Here is a 25,603-nt window from a genome sequence, read left to right on the forward strand (position 1 = left end):
GGCAGCCATGACAATATCCGGGGTCAGTCAACGCACGTCCTATATCGGCTCGGGCATTCTCGATTTGCGCAGTCAGCTGGATACGCTGACGCAGCAACTCGCGTCCGGCAAGATTTCGAATACCTACGCGGGGCAGGGAAGTGGCCGCAGCCTCGCGATCGCGCTGCGCGCGCAGATCACCGGGATAGGAGCCTATTCCGATACTGCGACCAATCTGAACACACGCATTGGCGTCGCCAATCTTTCGCTGCAGCAGCTGGTCAAGATCGGGACGGAAGTGAAGGGTGCCGCCGTCAGCGCAAGCACGGATCTCGACGATGCGGGTCAGACCTCGGGTCAGAAGACCGCACTGCTCGACTTCATCGATTCGGTCGACATGCTCAACGCGAAGTCAGGCGATCGCTATCTGTTTTCAGGCCGCGCCACCGATACCGCGCCGGTGGCATCGGCCGATGAGATCATGAACGGTCGCGGCGCGCAGGTTGCTGGCCTGAAGCAGGTCATCGCCGAGCGAAAGGCCGCGGACCTCGGCGTCAATCAGAACGGCCGCGTCGGCAGCGCCGTCGGCACGTCGGCAACATCAGTCGTTCTGACCGAGGAGGATGCCACACCGGCTCCTCCGCAGCAGGCGCAGCCGTTTGGGATCAAGCTCACCGGCGTATCCACGGATATAGCGGGCGCCACCGTCACCCCGCCCGTGGACCTTCCCGCGACCGTTCCGCCAGCGCCGCCGGCGACACCGGTGCAGAAGTCCATGTCGGTGGATCTTGGCACGACCAATCCGAAGCCTGGCGACCAGGTCAAGTTCACCTTCACCATGCCTGACGGTACGAAGGAAGATATCGTCATGACGGCATCGGACAGCACACCGCTCGCCGCCAACAGCTTCCTGATCGGGGCTGATCCCACCGCGACCGCGGCCAACCTGAACTCCGCGCTGGGCACTTCGATGAAGAATCTGGCAAACGGCCCGATGGTGGCGGCGTCGGCGATGGAAGCCGGCGATAATTTCTTCGATCAACCCCCGCTGCGCGTCGGGACGACGCCGCCTGCCTCGGCCACCACGCTTGTGGCCGGCACTCCCGACAACACCGTGATGTGGTACAACGGCGAACAGAATACTGCGGCGAACGGCTCGGCGCGCGGATCGGCCGTAGCCCAGATCGATACATCCATCTCGGTGCAGTATGGCGCCAGAGCCGACGAACCGGCACTGCGGTCGCAGTTGCAGACGGTCGCGGTATTCGCGGCTGTGACCACGTCGGCGACCGATCCCTATGCCAGTGCCCAGGTGACTGCGCTCAACCAGCGAGTCGCGAACAGCTTGGCAACGGTCCCGGGCACCCAGACCATCGAGGATATCCAGGCCGATTTCGCCGGCGCGCAGGGGTCCGTCAAAGCGGCCACTGATCGGCAGGTTCAGACCAAGGCGATGGCCCAAACGATGCTGGATTCGATCGAAGGCATCAATGACGACGAAGTCGCAACCAAGATCCTGGCATTGCAGACGGCACTGCAGGCGTCATATCAAACGACATCGATGCTTTACCAGATGAGCCTGGTCAAATTCATCTGAGCGCTGGCTTTCAACAATCGAGATGATCGCCGTCAGGCAGGACTCGAACCCGCGCCAGACCGCTATCGGCGTCCTGGAACGCGATCGTTGATTTTCTGACGTTTTCGTCGGAGATTGATCCTGCTTGTTGTGTTCTGGTGAGATCGTTACTGGTGCGGTCCACGTGGAACTTCTGCAGGACCATCGGGTCTGTTCATGAAAATGAACGTGAACGTTGAGCTCGACGCCGGCGCCAAGACATTCGCTTCGGGCCTTCTGCCGGATTTGATAGCTGCGCTCCGCCGCAGCCGTAAGGGCGATCTCGTGGCCGTGATCAGCGACGATCCGGCCATCGGCCCCGAGCTCGAGGCATGGTGCCGCTTCACCCGCAACAGTTTGGTCGACACGGCAATCGAGGAAGGTCGCAGCCGTTGGGTGTTTCGGCACGGCGAGGCTCATGAGACTATCGCAGAGGATCGGCCCGTCGGCTCGCGTCTATGGCTTTACACCAATTTCGACTGCAATCTGAGCTGCGACTATTGTTGTGTGCGCTCGTCACCCAAAGCGCCACGGCGAGCCCTTGGTATCGAGCGGGTGCGACGGATCGCGACCGAGGCGGTGGAACTCGGCGTGGCTGAAATCTTTGTGACCGGCGGCGAGCCATTTATGCTGCCGAGTATTGGCGAGATCCTTGCCGCGTGCGCTGCGGCGGCGCCGACCACTGTCCTCACCAATGGCATGCTGTTTGCCGGAAATCGGCTCAGGATGCTGCGCGCGTTGCCGCGCGAGCGCGTCACCTTGCAGATCAGCCTCGACAGTCCGACGCCGAAGCGCCACGACAGCCATCGAGGGAAGGGGACATGGGCGCGCGCCTGGAATGGAATCGAGCGCGCTCGCGCCGAGGGGTTCCGGGTGCGATTGGCGGCGACGGTCTCAACTGACGCGGAGGCCGAGGAGTTCCGCAGCTTCCTTGACGCCCACCACGTCAGCGAGGAGAACCGGGTGATCAGGCGGATTGCCTTGCGAGGCTCCGCCACACAGGGCATCGCCTTGGCAAAATCAGACCTGGTTCCCGAGGTGACGATTACAGCCGAAGGCGTGTTTTGGCATCCGGTCGGAGCCGAAGACAACGACCTGCTGGTCAGCCGTGAAATCTTTCCGCTCGCCGAATCCTTCGCCGCCGTGCGCCGCGCCTTCGATCGCGAATTTGAGCATCAGCGCAGGTTGGCAATGATCTTCAATTGCGCCTGAAAACGCTCTAAGCCAAAGGCCGCGTCAAGAAGCCTTGTTGCGCCGACGCTTCCCGCAACTCGGCATAGGCTTCAAGCTGCGGCGCTATCCATTGGCGCAGCCCTTCCGCTTCGAGCACAGGACGATGCGTCGGGTTGTCGTAGCTCATCCCGAACAGTGCTCTGGCAAACTGCTGCTCCAGCGCGGGGTCGAGATCGGTGCGGGCGGTGAACATGCAGTGATTATAGGGCCGCGAGGTCCAGATCTCGGTCAGCGCGCCTTCCGGTACCAGACGCTCGCTGCGCACGGCGTTCCAGAACGGGGTGCCAATTGCACCCGCATCGGCGCGGCCGTCGAGCACCGCGCGAACGACCTCGGATTCGCTTGTCCCCGTGTCCCCATGCTTGCCGAGGTCGGTGTTGAAGCGCAGCGTTTGGTAGTCCTTTCCCTCAACAAGTCCCTCGCGCTGCAGAAAATAAACCGGGAGGATTGCCGCGTGGCCGCTGTCGCGGCTGCCGAGAGCGAGGATGCGGCTCTTGAGATCGGCAAGCCTGGCGACCGGCCCGCCGGTTACCGCGATAATTTTTGTCGCCCAGCCCACATCGGTATCGCGCATCGCGATCGGCCGGCAGCGGTGGTCGCTCCACGCATCGGCCTGGATATAGGCGAGGTTCGTGTTCCATGCGATGTCGATGCGCGGCAGCGGCTCGCCAGGCAAGGCCAGGAGAGCGGCGACCTGCGCCTCGTAGCTCTGGAACAGCACCACCTCGACCGGCAGGCGCGCTTCCTCATGAAAATAGCGTCGCATGCCCTCCCAGATACCGACCACCTTCGGATCATATGCGACGGCACCTACCCAGATCGTCTGGCTCATGATTGCTTCTCGCCTGTTGAACGTAACATCCAAATGCGATCAATCAGAACAGCGGCATTCCCAAAATGGCTTTGCCGATGAAGTCCCGCAGCACATCGCCTGTCGGCGCCATGACGGCGCCCGCATGGGCGTCGCGGAACAATCGTTCGATCGCCATATGCTTGGAAAACGCTGCACCTCCGCACGCCCGCATCGCTGCCGAAGTGACGGCGATCGCAACATCACCTGCCGACGCCTTGCTCTCGAGCACGCGCAGCATGGTGGTATCTCGGGGGCGCTCAAGGTGATCGACGAGATCATCGACGCGCGCCGCAAGCCCATCCGTATCGATCTGCATCGTCGCAAGCTGCGCGCGAAGCGTCGGCAGGCTCTCTCCGAGGGTCTGGCCCAAATGCTCGAAGCGGGCGCTCTTGAGATGAGCCGCGGTCCCCGCCACCGCAGCTCGGCATAGGCCCAGCGCGACCGCCGATGTTCCGAGGTTGAACAGGGGAAGCGCGATCTCCAGCATCGCCTTGAAGCCGGCGCCGTCGTCGGTCAGCTGTAGCCCTGGCTCTGCCTGGCAATTCTCGAGGATCATCGGTGCGGAAGCATTGGCGCGCATCCCGAAACCATCCCATGGGCCGGCGACCGACAGTCCGGGCGTACCATTGGCGAAAAGGTAAAGGGTCGAATCCGTTGGACTCTTGCCTTCAGGAGCCAGCGCCGAGACGACATAGCTTTGCGCGTGACCGGCGCTCGTCACCCAGGATTTCTTGGCCGTGATGGACACGTTGGCGCCGTTCCGTTGCGCTCGCGAGACAGGTGTCCAGAAGTGGCTGCGCGATCCGGCTTCGCTGAATGCCAGGGTTGTCAGGTGGCGGCCGGCCGAAATTTCCTTGAGCGTCGCTGCGACGGTGGCACCCGGACGGGCGGCCGCCGCCGCGATCGTCGCGGTGGCGCTCATGTGCATCAAATAGACCATCGCTGCGGACGCGTCCGCTTCGGCGAGCGTCGCAATGACGGCTGCGAACGTCCGCGGTCCCAGCTCCGAGCCGCCGACCTCAGTGGGCAGCATGATCCCCAGCAAACCGGCCGAACCGAGCGCCGCAACTGCCTCGGACGAAAATCGACCATCCTTGTCGTTCTGTTTGACTGCAGGCGCGAGAATGCGATCAGCGATGTCCTTGGCACTGGAAACTGCGGTCTCATGGTTCATAACAACCTCCGGCGTGATCGGTCGAATTGAACTGGTAAGAAGCAGTCGGCTCCGCGTTAATCTACGGCTGAGACGTGGTCATGGATAGCCGCAATCACTACGCCGTTCAAAGCCATCTTGTTACATCACCCGAAGTCTATTTTTTTCACGACATCGGTGACAGATTTGACTTCCTCCGGCTGCGGCCTTGGGAGACAATCGCGGCAGGCAGTGGCCGGGAGAACGCTACCAACGACCGGCCACGGCGTGGTGAGGTGTGTCGATGATGGCGGTTAATGATGGCGGGTTCGCGCCCGTCGTAGTGCAAAAACACCATACGCAGCCGTCAGCATTTACACCGGAAAAGCTGCAATTGATTGCGATCGCCGCCGATCGCCTCCGGTTCCGGCTGCTTCCGTGAGTGTCGCGGCGATCGGGATCATTTGCAAGGCGCCGCAGCCTGGCCGCGCAAAGACGAGGCTCGCGGCGGCCATTGGCGCGGTTGCGGCCTCAGAACTCTCGGCCTGCTTTCTGCGTGACGTGGCCGCGGCTATCGAGGCGGTCCCCGAGACGCTCGGCAGCCGCGGGTATGGCGTCTATGCGCCCGCGGGAGTCGAACACATCATGCGGGAACTGCTTCCCGCAACGTTCGGGCTCATGCTGCAGGCTGGTGACGATCTAGGCGATGTGCTGTTCGGTGCCACACGCGATCTTCTGATCGATGGACATGACTGCGTCTTGCTCGTCAATGGCGACAGCCCAACCCTTCCTGCCCGTTTCCTGGCGCAGGCCATTGCAATCCTCCGCGAGCCAGGCGACCGAATGGTGCTCGGGCCGGCGAGCGATGGCGGATACTATCTTATCGGTTTGAAACACCCGCACAGGCAGCTGTTCACGCAAATTGCCTGGGGAACCGAAACTGTAGCTCGCAGCACCTGCAAGCGCGCCGCCGAAATCGGGCTTGCCACAACGTTGCTTCCGGAATGGTATGATATCGACGACGCTGAAACGCTGGATTGGCTGAGGGACGAACTGGCCGGCAGTTCAACGCGCTTTCGTGGCGGTGGCTTTGCCCCGGCGAGCCGGGCCTTTCTCGAGGCCGCGCCGCAGACAGACTCATAAAGCCAATGTCGGCGGCTGTTCCAAGTCAATTCGGTCGACTTGCGCGCTCCGCCAACAACGTGCCTCCGCTACACCTGTTGGCCGGCGTCGGTGCAGCGCTGCTCGCTCTGACTCTGGTGACACCCTTTGCCTTCGAGGCCTATGGCGACAATGCTTTCATTGCTCTTGCCATCGCCGCAGGTCTGCTGACGATCGCAGCGACGCGCCTCGCCGAGCGCACGCCACCCGATCGCGCGCTATGGCTTATTTTTGGGGTTGGGATTGCGCTGAGAGTCTATGTGCTGTTGTTCGATCCACTTCTGTCGAGTGACATTTATCGCTATGTCTGGGATGGCAAGGTGCAGGCCGCCGGCATCAATCCCTATCGCTACATGCCGGCCGACGACGCGCTCGTATTACTGCGCGACGGGACGATCTTTCCCCACATCAACCGCGCTGATACGGCCGTCACCATCTATCCCCCGGTGGCGCAACTTTTCTTCCTCATAGTCACGCGGGTCGGTGAGAACGTGACTGTGATGCGTCTCGCGCTGCTGGGCTCCGAGGCAGTCAGCGTTACCCTGATCATGCTCCTGTTGCAGCGTATGAACCGCCCGGTGACGCGCGTGATCGCCTATCTCTGGCATCCGCTTCCATTGTGGGAGATTGCCAACAGCGGCCACATCGACGCGTTGATGGTTGCGCTGATGCTGTTCGGCCTGTGGATTGCCCTGACCGGCCATGCTCTCCGCGGAGCGGTCGTGATCACATTTTCCTTGCTGGTCAAGCCCTATGCGGCGCCGGTGCTCGCGGGGATCTGGCGCCCTTGGGATCCCAGAATGCCGCTCGTCGTGATCGCTACCGTCGCGCTCTGTTATCTTCCCTATCTGTCGGTCGGCTGGGATGTTCTCGGATTCCTGACCAAGGGCTATCTGACGGAAGAGGGGATCAGTGCCGGCAACGATCTCTGGCTGCTGTCGCTTTGGCGCCTTGTGTTTGGCGAGCATCAAGGTGATGTTGTCGTCTACATCGCACTGGCCGCGTTGGTCCTCTTGCTCAAGGGGTTCTCCGTGGCCCGCAGCTCTGACCGCGCTATCGCGTCAACGCTTGCCGACATCAACATGCTGTTACTCCTTACGCTCCTGTTGTTGTCGCCCAACTATCCCTGGTATTTTCTGATCATCACGCCGTTTGTCGCCCTGTGCGGATCCGCGCCGGCGTGGGTCGTTTCGATCGGAGCGGTCTTGTTGTCCGAACAGCTCGACTGGGATTTCTACACTCCGAGAATGGTGACCAAATCGATTCTGTTCGGAGGCCTTTTGCTGGCTTGCGCGTTTACGGCCTGGAGGGCTCGCATGCAGCGGATTGCGGACACAGGGGCATCGCAATGAGCCGCTCCGGTGAAGCACAGGACGCTCGCGCGCCGTTCGATCCGCGCCGATATCACGAGTCAGTCGCGGGCGAGCGCACCGAAGTTGCCCAGCGGCCACCGGTCTGCCTTTATCTGGAAGTCACCAACCGCTGCAACCTGCTGTGCACCACCTGTCCTCGTACCTACGAGGAGCTCGAGCCGCCGGCAGACATGAGCTGGGACCTGTTCACGTCGATCGTGGACCAGGCTCCTGGCCTCTCGCGCGCGGTGCTGCACGGCGTCGGCGAGCCGATGCTGGTTGCGAACCTGCCCCGGATGGTCCGGTACCTGAAGGACCGCGGCGTTTACGTCCTGTTCAACACCAATGGAACGGTGCTCAGCGAGCGCAACGGCCGTGCGCTGATCGACGCCGGGCTTGATGAACTGCGTGTGTCGCTCGACGCATCAGATCGCGAGAGCTTCAAGGCGATCCGCGGCAGGGACTATTTCGGCCGCATCATCCGCAATGTGCGTGCATTTCGCGAGCTGCAGGAGCGGGAGGGGCACACCAGGCCACAGGTTTCTGTTTGGCTTACCGGCCTGAAAGAGACTGTCGAGCAACTGCCGGCATTTGTGAAAGTTGCAGCGGAGATCGGCATCAAAGAAGTCTATCTGCAACGGCTCGTATTCTTCACCAAATCCGCCATTGGCATGGCGCGGCCGGATCAAACCCTGTTCGAGCGCCTGACGCAGGAAGAAGCGGCCTATTTGAAGGAGGCCGAGGATCTGGCGCGGTCCCTCGGCGTGACCTTCAGCGCGTCGGGCGCAGCAACCGAACCGGGATTGAGCCTGAAGGGTGGCGGCCATGGATCACCCTGGTCGCTCTGCCGGCGGCCGTGGTCGCTGATGTATTTCACCGCCAATGGCCGCGCCTTGCCGTGCTGTATCGCGCCGTTTTCGCAGCATGGCTACGACAACTATACGCTTGGCCATGCCGGGCGGCAGTCCTTGCACGATATCTGGAACGGACCCGCGTACCGGGACTTTCGGGCGGCCCTCCTGTCAGACAATCCGCCCAAGAGCTGCGCCAATTGCGGCCTGCGCTGGAGCTTATGAGCGAGGTGAGCCAAGAGATCGGTGGGAAGCGGCCTGCGTCGTGCCAACCGTTCGTCGTTTCAGCGATCATTCCATGCCTCGACGAGGAAACGGCGATCGGCCAGGTCGTAGCCGCGGTGCTGGGACAGAGCGTCAGTGAAGTGATCGTCGTCGACGGGGGCTCGCGGGACCGCACGGCGGAGCGGGCGCGGGCCGCCGGAGCTCGCGTGATTGTCGAGTCACGACGCGGCTACGGTCGCGCCATCCAGGCAGGCATCGCCGCTGCGCGCGATGACGCCGACATTCTGCTCTTCCTCGACGGCGACGGCAGTGACCCTGCGGAGTTCATCTCTGATCTCGTCTCGCCGATCGCCACTGGGCAGGCCGTCTTCGTTCTCGGCTCGCGCGTTCGTGGTTCGCGTGAGCCCGGCAGCTTGGCGCCGCAGCAGGTCGTTGCGGCCCATGTCGGCAGGCTGCTGCTGCGGCTTGTCTATGGCGCGAGCTTCACCGATCTGTCGCCGTTTCGCGCCATCCGGCGCGATGAGCTCAGACGTCTCGGCATGAAGGAGGAAACCTATGGCTGGAACCTGGAAATGCTGATGCGCGTCGCCGCCGCCCATTTACCGGCATTGGAGATCGCCGTCGGGCAGCGGCGCCGGATCGGCGGGGTATCGAAGGTTTCCGGTAATCCCATCGCAGGCGTCAAGGCGGCGTGGTCCATTTCCGCGACATTCGTTCGCCTCGCGTTTGAGCTCCGAACTCAGGAAAGGTGATCAGCGAGCGCCGGCACGATTCCCACAAGCAACAATGTCCCTAGGAGATTTTCGACTTCCGTCCTCAGGTGGAGAAAACACCGCGAGGTATCCACCATCGCCTGCGAGCTGATAGGTGGCGATCTCGCGATAGCCGACGGTGGCAAGTTCGCAGCGCAACAGCTCAATTGGCGTGCCATGCTCTGACGTTGGGCGCTCGAGGTCGACAATTCCGAGCCGCGCACCCTGCTTCAAAGCGGGCGCTAGATTGTAGAGGAAGGCGTAGGGCTGAGCTATCTCGTGATACATGTGCACGAGGATGGCGGCGTCGAGAAAGGACGCAGGCAGGCGCGGGTCATGCGGTTTGCCCAGTGCGAAGATGACGTTGGTCAGCTTCAGGCGTTGCGTTCGCTTGGCGAGCTCGACGAGGTAATTTCGGGTTACGTCCTGGGCGATGACCGAGCCGGTGGGACCGACGAGCGGCGAGAGACGGACCGTGTGGTAGCCGCTACCGGCACCGACGTCGCCAACCGTCATGCCTGGCTTAAGTTCAAGAAGCCGGGCGATCTCGCCGGCCTCGTTCAGGGAGTCGCGGTGCTCCTCGGAAGCGCGGGTAGGGCCGACGATCTGCGCAACCGGACGCCGAGGCGAGGGAAACTCTTTTGCAGGGGCTCCAGGCGGAGCCAGATAACCAATGTCGGCGGCATATGCGCAAGTTGCACCCAGTCCCACAAACAGCATCACTGCGCGGGCCAGTGCCATCATGTTCGTCTCTCATCTTTGTTTGAGCATGATCTTTTCGGACAACCGGTTTCCACTTTTCCGGATCATGCTCTAACCCGCGATGTTGAAGAACCAGCCGACAAGCCCCTTCCCGTCGCGCACGGCAGGGTTGTTGCGACGCAACCAGGCATCAAGGCCGAGACTGCGGCCGGCCCCCTCGATTGCAAACAGGAACATCAGCAGGGCCAGGAACATGTACGTCCACGGCCACTCGGACGAATTGCCGTAAAGGCCGAGCCAGAGCTGCAACACATAGGCGATGGCCAACACGCTCACGAATCGCACCGCAAGCCCGAGCATCATCGACGCGGCGAACACCAGTTCGGCAAGAAAGACGATCGGTCCGAAGATCGTCATGTGAGGCAACACGACGTCCTTGACAAAGGTGCGGTGAAATTCGAACGCCGCGCTGGTCGATTCCTGTTCGGTCCAGTATTGCAGACCGTCGGACACCGGCAGCGGCAGTTTCCACAACATTCCCTGAAACCACATGCAGCCGATCAGGACTCGAACCAGCCAGATTCCAAGGTGCCGGCCGGAACGTTGCTCCGAGTCTTCCCGTAAATTCTGCAAGGCCACTGCAATGCTGGCGATCAGCAGCACCCAGAACAGCGCCAGGATCAGAAAGCCCCAGTTTCCTAGACGGAGATAATCACCGGTCGTCGCGGTCAGGAATTGCCACGTATTGGTGAAGGGATTGTTGGGCATAAGCGGGTGCTCCAGAGACTTGAATACACTCTACGTAAGGCGCACCACCACGCGAGCGGTCGAAAGGCGCGCCTTACCTAGGCTATTACGCGGCAGAACATGCAATCATTACGCTGAAGATCGCCGGCCTCGAATGCTCCGCCAGCGACTGGATCGAGAACCAGCACGACTGTGAAACACACAATCAGTCGATCGAACCAACCTCTCCGATGTTCATTGCGCGTTGATCCAGTTTTCCGATCCCGTCAGCTTGACCGACACATCCGTAAACGAAAGCTGCATGGGCTTTCCGTCGAGCGTCCCGCGGTGATCTGTTGAGATCAGGAGTGGGCCAGCCTTCTTGTAGCCCGCCCACGTCGCGATCACGAGTTTGGGCGGCCTGTTTCCGCCGCGGTGGTAGGCAATCTCCTTGATCTGCTTGTCTGGGCCAACGTACAGATCCCAGGTGTCGCCGCGGTCGTAGCCACCCTCCGAAGGATATTTGACTACGAGCCGTTCAGCGGAAGCGTCACCCAGCGGTAGTTTCTGCGTGCCCTCATCGGTCAGAGCGGGGCCGTCCCATACGACGTGGAACGGGAGGATCAACCAATATTGATCATTCATGAATGCCGGATCGATTTCGTTCTTTACGGCATCGCTTTGGCTGCTGAGCTGCGAGCGCTGATAGGTCGCCTTGACCGGGTTGCCTTCCTTGTCTTTCCCCTCGTAGGAGACCGTATCAGTCTTCGGACTCCACTCCCATCTGCGAGTCAGTTTGACACCAGGCAATTCCGCATTCCAGGTGTAGCGGATCGCCTCGATTTGCCCAAACGAATCAATGCCGTAGGTCTTTGCCATTTGTTCGGCCAGCGGTGGGGGCTGTTGCGCGCGCGAAGTCGCAGGGAGGATCAACAGCAGGCTGAAGGCGAAAAGGCGGATCACATCGATGCGGCTCGTTCCTCTGCGGGCCTGAGTGTTGCTCATGGCGAGCTCCTTAGTTTGGTGCAGTTGCGTTGACCGAACTGAGGCCGCCCAGAATACCGGAAATTGCGCGTTCTGTACTGTTGGAGGTTGCTGCTACGGCCAGCAGCCGCAATCGCATCCTCGCGGGACTTCATCGTCCGTCAAATGCGTGTCGACGATAATCGGAGTTTGCCAGCCAGCGATTAGTCAGCTGTCAAAACGTCTCGGTAATCTTGCTCAGGCGAGGGGGACGATCCGGGTCAAATCCGCAGGCGCGCGCCGTCTGTTCGATCATCCGATAGGCTGGAACGAGCATGGTGATCGGGTCGGTGGCGGGGTCATCCTCGGCCAGCCAGGGCAGCGAGCCATGCGGTCCGCCGCACAGATGCAGCGCGATCTTTTGCTCGCGCAATTCTTCTGCCAGCGCGTCTACCGTGGCCGCCGTTTCATCCATGAGCCGCATCATGACAACCGGCGTGCGCGATGATAACGCGGCCCGCGGCCCATGCTGCAGCTCGGCGGCGCTCAGACCCATGGAAGGCAGGCGCAGGATTTCCGAAAGTTTGAGCGCGATCTCCCGCGCCGAGCCGAGGCCCAGGCCCCGCGAAGCCACAAACACAGCAGACGCTTTGGCGAGATCATCGGCAATCTCCGACCAGTCGAGTGCCAGCGCGCGGTGCAGGCGCTCGGGCAGCCTGTCGAGGGCTGACTGCAGCGCACGATCTTCCGCCAGCTCGGCAACGAGTCCGGCGCTAGCAGCCATCGAGCCGATCACCGTCTTGGTCGCCGCTACGGAGTGCTCTCTGCCGGCCTCGATCGGAATGACGAACTCCGCTTCGTCAACCACCGGCGACGACGTCGCATTGACGATGGCGATGGTGCGGGCGCCCGCTGATCGCGCCGACCTGGTCGCCGCGATAAGATCCGGGCTGCGCCCGGATTGCGAGATCACGACGAACAGCGCATCGCGCAGCATCAAGGGCGTGCGAAATGCCGTGACCACCGAAGGAGCGCTGGCTGAAACGGGAAGGCGTAGCCGCGTCTCGACAAGGTATCTCAAGTAGACCCCGGCATGCCCGGAGCTTCCCCGGCCGCACACGACGCACAGGGGGGCGGAGCCAATCCCAATTCGCTGTGCGATGTCGCGGGTGGCGTGGCGGTTACGAACAATTTTGGCGACAACATCCGCGCTTTCCGCGATTTCGCTCGCCATCGCGGATGTTGTCACGGCTCAACCGCTCCGCCTTGCTTGCGGGTTGCCGCTTCCTTGGGATGTCGGTCACGATCCTTGTCACGACCCTTGTCATGATCCTTGGCGAGTTCGGCAAACACGCGCCGGAGGTTGCCGTCACAGTTTTTCAGAATGGTCTCGGCACCGACCCTGTCGACACCCAAAGCCAGAAGGCATGCCGTCTTGATGTCTCCCTCGGCCTGCTCAAGCGAGCGTGCCGCGTGCGATGGATCGCAGTGCGCGATTTGCGCCACCATGGCCTCGGCGCGCCGCTTCAGCTTGGCATTGGTCGGCTGCATGTTCACCATCATGCCGCGATACACCCGGCCAAGGCGCAGCATGATCCCTGAGGAGATCAGGTTCAGCACGACCTTCTGCGCGGTGCCCGCCTTCATCCGCGTGGAGCCGGCGATCAGCTCTCGGCCGGTCTCGATCAGGATCGGAAACTTTGCCGATGCCAGCAGTGCGGTGCCGGGATTGTTGGCGACACCGATCGTCACCGCGCCGAAAGAGCCTGCCTGCTGCAGTGCAGCGACCGTGAATGGTGTTGTCCCGCTGGCGGCAACGGCGATCACCACATCGTGCGGTGTGAGCCGCGCAGCGTTGATCTGCGCAACTGCATTATCGACATCGTCCTCCGCGCCCTCGACGCTGGTGACGAACGCGCTGTCTCCGCCGGCGACGATGAAGCGGACGCGCTCGTTGGGCCAGGCGAAGGTCGGCATCAGCTCGGCGCCGTCCTGGACCGCCACGCGGCCCGAGGTGCCGGCGCCGACATACACAAGGCGTCCCTGATCGCCCAGCGCTGCCTTGCCCGCTTCGGTCGCCGCAGTGATCGCGGGAAGGGCATGGCCGATCGCCGCAACTGCCGCAAGCTGGCCTTCCCACATCGCTTCCATCGCTGACGTCAGCGGCCATGCATCAAGATCGGCAAAGCGGGGATCGACTTCTTCGGTGGCCATATAATTGATCCATGCGCCATCAAACGCGGAACTTTGAAGCTTGTTCATGGTCGGTTTCTCTCTTGGGCAGGTCAAGCCGCCCTCGCGCCACCAGTAACGCGCCGGCCGCCGCATCCGCGTCAGGACGCCTGAGGCGAACGCGCAGGTCGGGCGTCAGCCAGGGCGTGATCGCATCCGCGAGCCCGCCCACCAGCGAGAGCCGGTCAATTCCTCTAGCCAGGAACAAATCTAGCAGATCGCCGATGGCATCGGCCGCGCGTTCGACAATGCGGCGGCCGACCGGATCGCCCTGATTGGCGTGCCGCATCACGATCGGCGCGAACGCAGCGTAGTCTGTTGCCCTTGCTTCTTCGGACCAGGCCACGGCCTGATAAGGATCATGATCGAATGCGCCCAGCACCTCTGAAAGCAATGGGGTCAGCTCGCCGCGGCGATCCGCCGCCCGCAGCGCCAGTCGAACAACCTGCAGGCCGATGTCGGCGCCGCTGCCTTCGTCCGACACGGGAAAGCCGTAACCGGCGAGACGGATTTCGCGGCCGTCGATCAGGCCGACGCCCACAGAGCCTGTTCCCGCTACCACGATGGCCCCATCCGCGCCGCTATGGGCGCCGAGACAGGCCGCCAGGCCGTCGCTAATGAAGATGACGGACGCAAAGGGATGCGCGATCTCGTTGAGCGCCGCTTCCGCGCCCCGGCGACCGAAGCCGGCAAGGCCAATTCCGGCGTGCATCCGCGCGAAATCCTCGCGCGTCAGTCCGGCCTGTGCGGCTGCCGCTTCAGTGGCCTCCATGATGGACCGCCAGGCCTTCTCGAAGCCAATCCGCGTCGTGGCAGGTCCCGAGCTCGCTTCACCGAGTGCCCTGCCGCTTTCGTCCTCGATCCGGGCGCGGCAGCGGGTTCCGCCTCCATCAATGCCGAGATACGTGGTACCTTTGGTTCCCATGGAATCTTAACGCGAGGGTTTCGCTCCGGGTCCTCCCAAAGCCCTTGATGTACATATGAAGTCTTGTACGGGACTCGTGAAGTCTTGTACGGGACACGCCTCACGAGTCTGTGACTGGCACTCTCGGATCAATACTGATGCCCCACGCTGGGTCTTCCGCCTCTCTCACGATTGCTGCGCAGCAGGTCTTTGATGGTACCGACATGCGCGGGCCGGGTTCGGTCAGGATATCGCAGGGGCGGATTGAAAGCATCACCTTCGGCGAGGCGGAGGCGCGCGCCTCAATCCGCCTTCCCGCAGACGCGATCCTTGCACCCGGGTTCATCGACATCCAGGTCAACGGAGGCGGGGGCGTTCTTCTCAACGACCAGCCAACGGAGGCTGGCGTTCGACGCATCATTGAGGCGCACCGCAAGGGGGGGACCACGGGCTGCTTGCCGACCCTCATCACCGATCGCAGCGAGGTCATCGAGCGACTGGCTGCAGTCGTCCACGCTTGTCTGAATATTCCCGGCGTGCTCGGTTTTCATCTGGAAGGGCCGGCCCTCAACAGGTCTCGCAAGGGCATCCATCCGGAAGCCGAGATACGCGTGCCCGATCAGCGCGATCTCGCCGCGATCAAGAGTTTTGGGGGCCGCGGCCGCTCCATGGTGACCTTGGCCCCGGAATGCGTGCCGGCGTCCATGATCGATGAATTGATCGGCGCCGGATTGCGGATCGCGGCCGGCCACAGCGACGCCACCGCAGCCGAAATCGGGCAGGCGGTCGATCACGGTGTCTCGGGGGTGACCCATCTGTTCAATGCCATGTCGCAGTTGAACGCCCGGGAGCCGGGCCTGGTGGGCGCGGCGCTGGGGGATGACCGGCTGTTTGCAGGGATCATCTGCGACGGCATACACGTTGACCGCACCGGTTTGCGTGTTGCCTTCCGCTGCAAGGGACGCGATCGATTGACGCTGGTCACCGATGCCATGCCGTTGGCGGGTACCAACGACCGGCAATTCATGCTGCAAGGAAGGCAGATCACGTTGCACGAGAACCGCCTGACTGGCCCCGATGGCACACTCGCGGGCGCTCACCTCACCATGATCGAGGCGGTGCGCAACGCTGTTGCGCTGCTCGGAATCTCCCTTGTCGATGCCCTCATCATGGCCTCCCGGACACCGGCGGCATTTCTGGGGCTTGAGTCCGAGTTTGGACGGATCACGCCCGGATACCGCGCGGACCTTGTTGCCTTCAATCCGAACTTTGAAGTCGTCGGCACATGGATAGGCGGTGTCGGTTCGACAGGCGAGGCGAGCGAGGCTTCTCACCGAGGTTAGATGCACAACTATCCCATCATCGTACAAAAATATGGCGGTGTCTGTCTTGAAACACCGGAGAAAATCCGCGCGGTTGCGCGCAGCCTTGCCGACCTGCAAGGCCGTGGTCATCGTGTCGTGGCGATCGTCTCCGCCATGGGCAAGACCACTGACCAATTGATCCAGATGGCTTATCAGGTAAGCCCGACTCCCAATCGCCGTGAACTCGACATGCTGCTAACGACCGGTGAGCGCATCAGCATGTCCCTGATGAGCATGGCGCTTGCCGACCTCGGTGTATCAGCGATCAGCTTCACCGGCAGCCAGGCCGGCGTGATGACCGACGACTCCCATTCCTCGGCACGCATTCTGGATGTACGGCCCATTCGCGTACGTGAGGAACTTGATCGTGGGCGCGTCGTGGTGCTGGCAGGATTTCAGGGCGTGAACCCGGCGACCAGGGAAATCACCACGCTCGGCCGCGGCGGCAGCGACACCACGGCCGTTGCGATGGCCGCGGCGCTGAAAGCCGAACGCTGTGAAATCATCAAAGAGGTCGACGGTATCTGTTCGGCCGATCCGCGCATCGTGCCGGATGCTAAGCCGCTGCGGCGAGTGGACTTCGAATCCCTCTCCGAAATGTGCTTCTGGGGCGCAAAGATCCTGCATTTTCGCAGCGTCGAGCTGGCGCAAAGTCAGGACGTGCCTCTGGTTATCAAGCGGTGGGGTGGCGTTGAACACAGCACGCAGGTGATGAAGGAGGTTGCAGGCATGGAGAACGGGAAGGTTCTGGCCGTCAACTCGATGGCTCGCATCGAGCATGTGGAAATCGATTCCAAGGATCTCAATCACGGCTTCGAAGTATTCGCTCAGCACCTCAAGCAAAACAGCCTGTCCTGGCCGCAGCTCCTCGCCTCAAGCTTCGCCACGGGAAAAACCAGTATGACCGTGGCCTGTGATACAGAGTGGCTCGACGCGCTGTTGCGCACGCTGGAGCACGCTAAGGATCTGCGCAAGCAGCGCGAGGCCTCAAGCTCGGTGAGTCTCACCTGCTTCGGCGGCGTTTCGTCGGAATTGCCGTTCAGGGCATTGCAGGTTCTCGGACATCACGGGATTGTCCCCGACGGTTATGTGCTGTCGCCGCATTCGGTCAATCTGTTTGTCCCTGTGGAGAACCGGGAGGCTGCGGTCAAGGCTTTGCATTCGCTGGTCCAGCAAACATAGCTTCGAGATCAGGCCAGCTCCATCATCGCGCTCACGTCGGGGCAATTTGATCAATTTGCCGCACACATTTCGATCTTGCGTAGTCGCCTTCTTGTTTCTAGCGACGAAATTTCGGATTATGACAGGACGCACGAGGGAAAGCCTGCCATGCTCGCAAGGTTCATCGGCACCGTCCTGGCTGTCACAACTGTCTGTGTGACCACATGGGGTGGAAATGCCTACGCAGAGATATTGATCACGACTGCCACCATATCGCGGGGCGAGTTGGCAATCGTAGGAAGGGTTAGACGACCGCGCGAGCCCAGCGTGGAGATCAAGATTAGCCCAAACAAAACAGTGCAGGTCGAGAGCACTTCGACTGGAGGGTTTAGGTGGATTGGACCAGAGTTTCCCTCCACTTGCATTGTCAAGATCACCTCCGGGCCGGATACGAGAGACGTGGTGATACAAAACTGCGGCCTCCCCGGTCCTGCTGGACCGCCTGGGCCGGCGGGTCCTCCAGGCCCTGCCGGACCGATGGGTCCGCCCGGGCCCAAGGGAGACTGACGGGCAACCGGGGCGGCCCTAATTCCCGCCGTCGGCAGCAAAGCGCAGGAACTGGCGCTTCATTGCATTGACCCTGGCGAGATAGGCCGCGACGAGGTGATCGCCGCAGCGCTCGCCGGCCATCGTTTGAAAACCACGGCGTACGAAAGCCCCCGCCGGACCGGCGCCGCAGAGATGGATGAATGCGGCCAGATCCTGCTTCTGCAGCGGATTTGCCGACGCATCCGATGCGCGGGCGAGAACCGCCGCGACATTGCGGTCCAGATACACGGTCGCCAGTTCGATGGCATGGCTCGGAAGCGCGCGAATATATAGGCTGGTGAATCCGCAGTCGGCATCGACGACCGCGTTCTTGCGGATGCAGGACCGGGCGGCCTCGGCGTAAGCTGCATCGGTCATCTGATACAGGCCTACAGCGCTCGAGGCGGGTTGGTAGACTGCGAAAGGATTCCAGTGGAGTTGCCAGCGCCAATAGGTACGCGCCACCGGGTTGCCGGTGCTCTCGACTTGCGCCAGCGCGGCCAACAGTTCGGGCGTGATCGTGCTGGTCGAGTAGGCGCGAAAGAGCGGTCCGTATTGGCGCCACGTTTCACTCGGCTTCTTGTCGAGCGCGCCGCCAACGAGGAAGAACAGCTCGGTCGGCTTACGGACCACGTGGTAGACGAGGTTCATCAGAGAGAACGTCGCGAGGAGGATCGCGACAACGCCAACGGCCCTGATCGCTCGCGGCGCCGTCGCGAGCTTTCGTCGCGCCCAGCGCGCGCCATGCCAACCGCGAAGGCGAGGGAGTAAGCTTTTCCAGCTCCTCCTGGCATGCGTCTTACGAGAAGAGGCCTTGGCAGTGCGCGGCAAAGTCGAGTCGTTCTTTCGTGGTCCGCACGAAATAAGGTTTTACTGGTGGGCCCGGCAGGACTCGAACCTGCAACCAGACCGTTATGAGCGGCCGGCTCTAACCATTGAGCTACAGGCCCCGCCGCGAGCCGCCACAACGCGTGGGCCGGCAACGGTGCCGGCTCCGTTTACAGGGTGAGGGACGATCGGGCAATCCCGGCGCCTCTAGTCCACCGAAACCCCGGCGAACTCCACGACTTTCCGCCATTTCTCGGTTTCGTCGGCGACCAGCTTGCCAAATTCGGCCGGCGCCATCGGCTTGGGGATGCCGCCGACCTCGGCGAGGCGGGCGACGAGCTTGGGGTCCTTCAGCGCTTCGCCGACCGCCTTGTTAAGGGCCTCTATGACCTCCGGCGGCGTGCCCTTCGGCGCCGAGATGCCGTAGAAGCCGACGGATTCGAATCCCGGAACGGTCTCGGCGATGGCGGGGACGTCAGGCACGCCCGGCCAGCGCTGCGGCGAGGTGACGCCGAGCGCGCGGACATTGCCGCCGCGCGCCTGCTCCAGCGCCGAGGGCAGGTTGTCGAAGATCAGCTGCACCTTGTTGGAGATGATGTCGGGAAAGGCGATCGCCGAGCCGCGATAGGGCACGTGCTGCATCTCGCACTTGGTCATCGCCTTGAACAATTCCGCCGACATGTGCACCGAGGTGCCGTTGCCCGACGACGCATAGGAGATCTTGCCGGGATTGGCCTTGCAGTAGTCGATGAACTCCTTGACGGTCTTCACCGGCATCGCATTGGAGACCACCAGCATGTTGGTGAGCTGCATGATGCTGGCGACGGGGGTGGTGTCGCGCAGGAAGTCATAGGGCAGCTTCTTGTAAAGCGAGGTGCTGATCGCATTATTGGGCGCAACGAACAGCAGCGTATAGCCATCGGCGGGCGAATTGATCGCGGCGGCGGCCGCGATGTTGCCGCCGGAGCCGGTGCGGTTCTCGACCACGAATTGCTGGCCGAAATGGTCCGACAGCCACTGGCTCATGATGCGGGCGACGATATCGACCGGCCCGCCGGCGGCAAATCCGATCAGCCAGCGCACCGGGCGGTTTGGATAGTCGGCGGCGGAGGAGGGAACGACAAGACTCAAGAGACAAATCAAACCAAGGGACGTCGCACGCAAAAAGCGAAGCATTATGTTTCCTCGTCATTTTCTTGTTACCGTTGCGGCCATGCTTTCATAAAATTCCGGCCTTGCCTACAACCTCTACAGCACAAAGATCGATCAATCTCGCGACGGGGATGTTGGAGGCCGCCAAATGAAAATCGCTTTGATGGTTTGCGCTGCTGTTCTGCTCACCGGCGGGGCTGTCGCACAGGAGGGAGGCAAGGCCATTTTGAAAACCACGATCACCCTGGGGACCGCGACGCCGGGCGGCGGTTTCCCGCTCTATGGCAATGCCTTTGCCGAAGCCATGAACGCGGCGGATCCGAGCCTCTCGGTCGAGCCGCGCAATACCAAGGGCTCGAACGAGAACATTCCGCTGCTCGAAGCTGATAAGCTCGACATCGCGACGGTGGCCGGCGAGCCTGCCTATGAAGCCTTCATGGGTATCGGGCGGCCCGCGACCAAGCTCAAGATCCTGACTGCGATGTATTCGAGCCCCGGCATGTTCGTGGTGCGGGCCGACAGCCCGTACCGGACGATCCACGACCTCGTTGGCCAGCCGGTCGCGTTCGGCGCCAAGGGCTCGGGCCTGCCGATCCTGTCGCGCTACATCCTTGATGGCATCGGGCTGAAGCAGGACGAGGACTTCAAGTCGATCTATCTCGACCGCGCCGGCGATGGACCAACCATGGTGCAGGACGGCCGCGCCGCGGCGCTCTGGGGCGCCGGTATCGGCTGGCCGGGCTTTGCCGCGATGGCGGAAAGTCCCGCCGGTGCCCGCTTCATCGCACCCAGCACGGACGAGATCGCGCGCATTCGCGCCAAGCACACCTTCCTGAAGCCGCTGACGATCCCGCCGAACAGCTATCCGAAGCAGACGGACGCGATCGCCTCCGTCGGCTCGTGGAGCTTCATCCTCGTGCGCGAAAGCCTGCCCGACGACGTCGCCTATCGGCTGGCGAAGACGCTGCACGGGATCGAAGGCGAGTTCTGCAGGAAGCTTGCGCAGGCCTGCGAGACGACCGCGACGAATACGGTGGCGGCGGCGCCGAATGTGGAGCTGATCCATCCGGGTGTGCTGAAGTATTTTCGCGAGATTGGAGTTGCGAAGTGAGGCGAATGGCGAGTAGCGAATGGATGGCCACTCGCCGCTTTCCCCATTCGCCACTCGCTACTCGCCATTCGCCCCATCTCATTTCTTCACCAACCCACACACTGGATCTGGCGGGCCGAATGCGTCGTCGCCGGAGATCTTGGTGAGGATCTTGTAATAGTCCCACGGATACTTCGATTCCTCCGGCGACTTCACCTGTACGAGCCAGAGGTCGTGGACCATCAGATTGTCCTCGCGCAGCTTGCCGTTGCGGGCGAAGAAGTCCTCGATCGGCTTTTCGCGCATCTTGGCCGCGACCTTCAGCGGATCGTCGGTGCCGGTCTCCTTGATCGCGTTCAGGTAATGGATCACCGAGGAATAGACGCCGGCCTGCCACATCGTCGGCATCCGGTTCATCTTGGCGAAATAGCGCTTCGACCATTCGCGGGTCTTGTCGTCCATGTCCCAGTAGAACGACGTCGTCAGCAACAGGCCTTGCGCGGTCGGCAGGCCCAGCGAATGGATGTCGGTGATCAGCGCCAGCAGTGCGGCCATCTGCTGGCCGCCCTTGAACACGCCGAACTCGCCGGCGGTCTTGATCTCGTTCATGTTGTTGGGCGGCCCGCCGGCAATGCCGATGATCTTGGCCTTCGAGGCCTGCGCCTGTAGCACGAAGGACGACAGATCGGGCGTCGCAAATGGCGGCCGCACCGAGCCCAGCACCTTGCCGCCATTCTTGGTGACGACGCTCGCGGCATCCTTTTCCAGCGAATGCCCGAACGCATAGTCGTCGGTGATGAAGAACCAGCTGTCGCCGCCGCGCTTCACCACCTCCTGCGCGGTGCCGACCGCGAGCGCCCTGGTGTCGAACACCCACTGCATCGCATAGGGCGAGCAGAATTTGCCGTGGAAATCGGTTGCTCCCGTCGAGTGCGTGATGAACAGCCGCTTTCGCTCATTGGCGACGTTCTGCACGGCGAGCCCGACCGCGGATACCGGCACGTCGACGATCAAATCCACCTGATCGACGTCGTACCAGCGCCGCGCGATGCTGGCGCCGATATCGGCCTTGAGCTGGTGGTCACCGACGATTACCGAGATCGGCTTGCCCAGCACCTTGCCGCCGAAATCGTCGACCGCCATCTGCGCCGCGGTGACCGAGCCCTGTCCGGTCGGCGTCGAGGCCGGCCCGTTCATGTCGGTGAGCACCCCGATCTTGACGACGTCGTCGGAAATCTGCGCCAGCGCCGCCGTCGAAGCCAGCATGGCGCCGGCCAGCGCGCCGAGCATGGAAAGTGGTTTGCGGAGCTTTGTGCCGAACATTCTTGTCTCCCTCCCTGGACCGGCGCATTGGCCGTTATTGCTTGTTCCGGGACGGAAGCCCGGCTGAATTGGTTTCTTTTGCAACCAGTTTGGGGTCGGCGTCAACGCGTCCTTTCGGAGCAGGAACATCCGGCGGCACCTGTTTATTTCGCAGCCGATACAGTAGACAGGCCGGCCATGGTCCCGACCCAGCGCCTGCCGGCTTCGCTCACGCCACTGCAAACTGCGCTCAGCGCCCTGCTGCGCGGGCTTGAGCCGGTACAGCCGGTCGAATTGGTGCTTGCGGACGCGCTGCGCTGCATCGCGGCCGAGATGTCCCCGCTGCCGGCGCATCCGCCGCATGATCTTGCCGCCACCGATGGTTGGGCCCTGCGTGCCAATGATCTGGTCGGCGCCTCCTCCTACTCGCCGTTGCCATTGGCTGCGCCGCCCGCCTGGGTCGAATCCGGTGATGCCATGCCCGGGGCTTGCGATTGCGTGCTCGATGCCGACCTCGTCGAGGTCGCCGGGCCGATTGCGCAGGTGCTCGCGGAAGCGATCCCGGGGCAGGGCGTCAGGCGCAAGGGCCAGGACATCGCGGAAGGGAGTGTCGTTGCCAAGGCGGGACGGCGCGTGCTTCCGCGCGATCTCCTGATCGCGCGCACAGCAGGGATCGAGCGGCTCAAGGTACGACGCCCGCAATTGCACATCGTCAACATTCCCGGTGCGACGGCAACCGCCAAGCTGGTCGCGGAGAGCGCACGTTCGGCCGGCGCTGAAATTGTCAGCCGTGGGGCGGGAGCGCGTGATGCCGCCTCGATCGTCGCCGCGTTTGCAGATGCGGCCTGCGATCTCCTGATCACCATTGGCGGCAGCGGCGTCGGCCGCACCGACGCGGCGGTGAGCGCACTCGCTGCGCGCGGCGACGTCATCGCTCATGGCATCGCCCTGCAGCCTGGCCGCACTGCCGCCGTCGGCCGTATCGGAACAACGCCGGTCGTTGCGCTGCCGGGCGCGCCGGACCAGGCGTTCGCGGCGTGGTGGGCGCTCGCGCTGCCGGTGCTCGATCGGCTGACCGGACGGCGACCGCGGAAGGCACTGTCGCTGCCGCTGTCGCGCAAGATTGCATCGCTGGTCGGCATCGCCGAGTTCGTGCTGCTGGAGCGGCAGCGCGATGCGTGGACGCCGCTCGCGGTCGGCGAACTCTCACTTGATGCGATCGCGCGCGCGGAGGCCTTTCTGGTCGTGCCCGGCGGTTCCGAAGGATTTGCTGCGGGCATGCCGATCGATGCCTATATGTTGCGGGAATGAGTTCCGACATGACCAATACACCTGCGAAGGACCGCGGCAGTTTCGATCAGGACCAGTTCCTGACCATCCTGTCGCGCGAGGAGGCGGTTGCGCGGTTCGAGGCCGCGTTGTTTCCGCGCGCGGCCGCCAGCGAAACACGACCGCTCGCGCAGGCGCTCGGCTGCGCGCTGGCCGGCGACGTCGTTGCGCCGATCGATGTGCCGCCGTTCGACCGCTCCAATGTCGATGGCTTTGCGGTGCGTTCCGCCGATCTTGCGCAGGCCAGCGAGGCCTCGCCGGTTCGTCTCGTGCTGAACGACGAGATCATCGCCTGCGGCACCGCGCCGGCGCGGCCGGTGCTGTCGGATACGGCGACCTCGATCGCGACCGGCGGACCCGTTCCGCGCGGGGCGGACGCGATCGTGATGGTCGAGCATACGCAGCCCGCGGGCCAACGCGCTATCGAGATCCGCCGCGCCGCTTCTCCCGGACAATTCGTGTCCTACGCCGGCTCCGACATCGCGCGCGGCGAAACGCTGCTGCGCGCCGGCACCATCATCGGCTCGCGCGAGATCGGCATGCTCGCTGCCTGCGGCATCGCGGAGGTCGGCGTGGCGCGGCGGCCGCGTGTCGCCATTCTTTCCACCGGCGACGAACTGGTGCAGCCGGGCCAGCGGCTGCGTCCGGCCGCGATCTACGACACCAACGGCGCCATCGTCACCGCGGCGATCTCCGAGAATGGCGGCGATGCCGTCTTTGTCGGCGCCATTGCCGACGACGAGGTGCAACTCGAAGCCGCCATGCGCAGCGCGCTCGCCGAGAGCGACATGCTGGTGCTCTCCGGCGGCACCTCGAAAGGCGCGGGCGATGTGTCCCATCGCATCATCGCGCGGCTCGGCAAGCCGGGCATCATCGCCCATGGCGTGGCGCTGAAGCCGGGCAAGCCGCTGTGCCTTGCGGTGTGCGACGGCAAGCCGGTGGTGATCCTGCCGGGCTTTCCGACCTCGGCGATGTTCACCTTCCACGACATGATCGTGCCGGTGCTGCGGCGGATGGCGGGGCTGCCGCCGCGCTCGGATGCGAAGGTGACGGCGAAGGTGCCGGTGCGGATCGCCTCCGAACTCGGCCGCACCGAGTTCGTCATGGTGTCGCTGGTCGAAGGCGCGGAAGGGCTGATCGCCTATCCGAGCGGCAAGGGCTCTGGCGCGATCACCTCGTTCGCGCAGGCTGACGGTTTCCTCAAGATCGATGCGCTGGCCGATCAGATGCCTGCCGGCACCGAGGCCGAAGTGACGCTGTTCACGCCGCATGTGCGCGTGCCCGATCTCGTCATCGTCGGCAGCCATTGCACCGGGCTCGATCTCGTCACCGCGCCGCTGGCGCGTGCCGGACTCTCGGTGCGCTCGATCGCAGTCGGCAGCCTCGGCGGGCTTGCCGCGGCCAAGCGCGGCGAATGCGATTTCGCGCCGATCCATCTCTTCGACGAGAAGAGCGAGACCTACAACGTGCCCTATCTCGCCGATGGGCTCGAGCTCGTGCCGGGCTGGCGGCGGATGCAGGGTATCGTGTTCCGCAAGGGCGACCAGCGCTTCGAAGGCCTGTCGGCGAAGGACGCGGTGCGCGCAGCACTCGCCGATCCTGCCTGCATCATGGTCAACCGCAACCAGGGCGCCGGCACGCGCATCCTGATCGACCGTCTGCTCGGCGGCGCACGCCCCGACGGCTACTGGAATCAGCCGCGCTCGCACAATGCGGTCGCCGCCGCCGTCGCCCAGCATCGCGCCGACTGGGGCATGACGATCGCACCGGTTGCGCACGCGTCCGAGCTCGGGTTCATTCCGCTGGCGGAGGAGCATTACGACTTCGCATTGGTGACGGCGCGAAAACATCGCCCGGCCGTGCAGGCGTTTCTGGAGGCGCTGGCCTCTGACGAAAGCCGCGCTGCGCTGGAGCAGGCGGGTTTCCGCCCGGCATAGTCGCGTAGGGTGGGCAAAGCGAAAGCGTGCCCACCATCGACACTTCGCCCACGATGGTGGGCACGCTGCGCTCTACCCATCCTACGGATTCTCTCGCTACGAATTCCCTCACACCTCAAACAGCGGACCTGTAGGATGGGTAGAGCGAAGCGAAACCCATCGCGATGGAGCA

General features: G+C 63.1%; 24 protein-coding genes and 1 tRNA gene. 12 read left to right on the plus strand and 13 right to left on the minus strand.

What is annotated here, in order from left to right; all coding sequences use genetic code 11:
* Positions 1–7 precede the first annotated feature (7 nt).
* On the plus strand, positions 8–1,576 hold the full coding sequence (locus K288_RS0107045; protein ID WP_027578893.1) for a flagellar hook protein FlgL: 1,569 nt from the start codon (positions 8–10) through the stop codon (positions 1,574–1,576).
* Here K288_RS0107045 and K288_RS54625 read toward each other — a convergent pair.
* A complete protein-coding gene (locus tag K288_RS54625; protein ID WP_244443081.1) occupies positions 1,523–2,014 on the minus strand; it encodes a hypothetical protein in 492 nt (163 codons plus the stop codon). The two genes, K288_RS0107045 and K288_RS54625, sit on opposite strands and share 54 nt — an antisense overlap.
* Between K288_RS54625 and K288_RS0107055 the strand changes: the two genes are divergently transcribed.
* Positions 1,991–2,806: a radical SAM protein gene (locus tag K288_RS0107055; protein WP_256378815.1), complete on the plus strand. Its 816-nt coding sequence runs from the start codon at positions 1,991–1,993 to the stop codon at positions 2,804–2,806. The two genes, K288_RS54625 and K288_RS0107055, sit on opposite strands and share 24 nt — an antisense overlap.
* A gap of 7 nt (positions 2,807–2,813) precedes the next feature.
* Here the strand turns inward: K288_RS0107055 and K288_RS0107060 are convergent, their stop codons facing one another.
* Together K288_RS0107060 and K288_RS0107065 are read right to left on the minus strand one after the other, a co-directional pair.
* A complete protein-coding gene (locus K288_RS0107060; RefSeq protein ID WP_051334401.1) occupies positions 2,814–3,659 on the minus strand; it encodes a PhnD/SsuA/transferrin family substrate-binding protein in 846 nt (281 codons plus the stop codon).
* Between the two features lie 43 nt (positions 3,660–3,702).
* Positions 3,703–4,854 (minus strand): acyl-CoA dehydrogenase family protein, encoded by a 1,152-nt coding sequence (locus tag K288_RS0107065; protein WP_027578896.1) that lies wholly within the window; start codon positions 4,852–4,854, stop codon positions 3,703–3,705.
* A gap of 262 nt (positions 4,855–5,116) precedes the next feature.
* Here K288_RS0107065 and K288_RS53550 point away from each other — a divergent pair, with 262 nt between their 5' ends.
* The 5 genes from K288_RS53550 (at position 5,117) to K288_RS0107090 (ending at position 9,153) form a co-directional block, all read left to right on the plus strand.
* Complete coding sequence (locus K288_RS53550; RefSeq protein ID WP_160168947.1) at positions 5,117–5,254, plus strand: hypothetical protein; 138 nt, start codon at positions 5,117–5,119, stop codon at positions 5,252–5,254.
* Positions 5,251–5,955, plus strand: a complete 705-nt coding sequence (locus tag K288_RS0107075; protein ID WP_043159432.1) for a TIGR04282 family arsenosugar biosynthesis glycosyltransferase — start codon at positions 5,251–5,253, stop codon at positions 5,953–5,955. Before K288_RS53550 ends, K288_RS0107075 begins: the two co-directional genes overlap by 4 nt.
* 77 nt (positions 5,956–6,032) lie before the next feature.
* On the plus strand, positions 6,033–7,325 hold the full coding sequence (locus tag K288_RS44925) for a glycosyltransferase 87 family protein (RefSeq protein ID WP_160168948.1): 1,293 nt from the start codon (positions 6,033–6,035) through the stop codon (positions 7,323–7,325).
* A complete protein-coding gene (locus tag K288_RS0107085; protein WP_043159433.1) occupies positions 7,322–8,401 on the plus strand; it encodes a radical SAM protein in 1,080 nt (359 codons plus the stop codon). Before K288_RS44925 ends, K288_RS0107085 begins: the two co-directional genes overlap by 4 nt.
* 5 nt (positions 8,402–8,406) lie before the next feature.
* On the plus strand, positions 8,407–9,153 hold the full coding sequence (locus tag K288_RS0107090; RefSeq protein WP_244443077.1) for a glycosyltransferase family 2 protein: 747 nt from the start codon (positions 8,407–8,409) through the stop codon (positions 9,151–9,153).
* Here the strand turns inward: K288_RS0107090 and K288_RS0107095 are convergent, their stop codons facing one another.
* The 6 genes from K288_RS0107095 to K288_RS0107120 all read right to left on the minus strand — a co-directional run bounded on the left by K288_RS0107095 (position 9,154) and on the right by K288_RS0107120 (position 14,701).
* A complete protein-coding gene (locus tag K288_RS0107095) occupies positions 9,154–9,897 on the minus strand; it encodes a methyltransferase domain-containing protein (protein WP_027578900.1) in 744 nt (247 codons plus the stop codon).
* Positions 9,898–9,966: 69 nt separating this feature from the next.
* Positions 9,967–10,623 (minus strand): DoxX family protein, encoded by a 657-nt coding sequence (locus K288_RS44930; RefSeq protein WP_064737306.1) that lies wholly within the window; start codon positions 10,621–10,623, stop codon positions 9,967–9,969.
* A 213-nt stretch (positions 10,624–10,836) separates the two neighbouring features.
* Positions 10,837–11,586 (minus strand): hypothetical protein, encoded by a 750-nt coding sequence (locus K288_RS0107105; RefSeq protein ID WP_027578901.1) that lies wholly within the window; start codon positions 11,584–11,586, stop codon positions 10,837–10,839.
* A 193-nt stretch (positions 11,587–11,779) separates the two neighbouring features.
* A complete protein-coding gene (locus tag K288_RS0107110) occupies positions 11,780–12,778 on the minus strand; it encodes an SIS domain-containing protein (RefSeq protein ID WP_027578902.1) in 999 nt (332 codons plus the stop codon).
* An 11-nt stretch (positions 12,779–12,789) separates the two neighbouring features.
* Positions 12,790–13,758, minus strand: coding sequence for an N-acetylmuramic acid 6-phosphate etherase (locus K288_RS0107115; RefSeq protein WP_027578903.1), 969 nt, complete (start codon positions 13,756–13,758; stop codon positions 12,790–12,792).
* Positions 13,759–13,777: 19 nt separating this feature from the next.
* Positions 13,778–14,701 (minus strand): BadF/BadG/BcrA/BcrD ATPase family protein, encoded by a 924-nt coding sequence (locus K288_RS0107120; RefSeq protein ID WP_027578904.1) that lies wholly within the window; start codon positions 14,699–14,701, stop codon positions 13,778–13,780.
* Between the two features lie 137 nt (positions 14,702–14,838).
* Between K288_RS0107120 and nagA the strand changes: the two genes are divergently transcribed.
* The gene (gene nagA / locus K288_RS0107125; RefSeq protein ID WP_027578905.1) at positions 14,839–16,023 is read left to right on the plus strand and encodes an N-acetylglucosamine-6-phosphate deacetylase; all 1,185 of its coding nucleotides are present in this window, start codon (positions 14,839–14,841) and stop codon (positions 16,021–16,023) included.
* Positions 16,024–17,226: an aspartate kinase gene (locus K288_RS0107130; protein WP_027578906.1), complete on the plus strand. Its 1,203-nt coding sequence runs from the start codon at positions 16,024–16,026 to the stop codon at positions 17,224–17,226.
* 564 nt (positions 17,227–17,790) lie between these two features.
* Here the strand turns inward: K288_RS0107130 and K288_RS0107135 are convergent.
* The 3 genes from K288_RS0107135 to K288_RS0107145 all read right to left on the minus strand — a co-directional run bounded on the left by K288_RS0107135 (position 17,791) and on the right by K288_RS0107145 (position 19,797).
* Positions 17,791–18,444, minus strand: coding sequence for a transglycosylase SLT domain-containing protein (locus tag K288_RS0107135; protein WP_043159435.1), 654 nt, complete (start codon positions 18,442–18,444; stop codon positions 17,791–17,793).
* 223 nt (positions 18,445–18,667) lie between these two features.
* Positions 18,668–18,743: transfer RNA gene (locus tag K288_RS0107140), tRNA-Ile, on the minus strand.
* Positions 18,744–18,828: 85 nt separating this feature from the next.
* Positions 18,829–19,797 (minus strand): tripartite tricarboxylate transporter substrate binding protein, encoded by a 969-nt coding sequence (locus K288_RS0107145; RefSeq protein ID WP_027578908.1) that lies wholly within the window; start codon positions 19,795–19,797, stop codon positions 18,829–18,831.
* Positions 19,798–19,921: 124 nt separating this feature from the next.
* Here K288_RS0107145 and K288_RS0107150 point away from each other — a divergent pair, with 124 nt between their 5' ends.
* Positions 19,922–20,884, plus strand: a complete 963-nt coding sequence (locus K288_RS0107150) for a TAXI family TRAP transporter solute-binding subunit (protein WP_027578909.1) — start codon at positions 19,922–19,924, stop codon at positions 20,882–20,884.
* A gap of 78 nt (positions 20,885–20,962) precedes the next feature.
* Here K288_RS0107150 and K288_RS0107155 read toward each other — a convergent pair whose 3' ends face one another.
* Positions 20,963–22,153, minus strand: a complete 1,191-nt coding sequence (locus K288_RS0107155; protein ID WP_027578910.1) for an ABC transporter substrate-binding protein — start codon at positions 22,151–22,153, stop codon at positions 20,963–20,965.
* Between the two features lie 210 nt (positions 22,154–22,363).
* Here K288_RS0107155 and K288_RS0107160 point away from each other — a divergent pair, with 210 nt between their 5' ends.
* Together K288_RS0107160 and K288_RS0107165 are read left to right on the plus strand one after the other, a co-directional pair.
* Entirely contained in the window at positions 22,364–23,476 is a 1,113-nt protein-coding gene (locus tag K288_RS0107160) for a molybdopterin-binding protein (protein WP_027578911.1), read from the plus strand.
* The gene (locus K288_RS0107165; RefSeq protein WP_152535421.1) at positions 23,473–25,431 is read left to right on the plus strand and encodes a molybdopterin biosynthesis protein; all 1,959 of its coding nucleotides are present in this window, start codon (positions 23,473–23,475) and stop codon (positions 25,429–25,431) included. The genes K288_RS0107160 and K288_RS0107165 overlap by 4 nt, the downstream gene beginning before the upstream one ends.
* The last annotated feature ends 172 nt before the right edge of the window (positions 25,432–25,603 follow it).

The organism is Bradyrhizobium sp. Ai1a-2 (assembly GCF_000426245.1).
Taxonomy (GTDB): Bacteria; Pseudomonadota; Alphaproteobacteria; order Rhizobiales; family Xanthobacteraceae; genus Bradyrhizobium.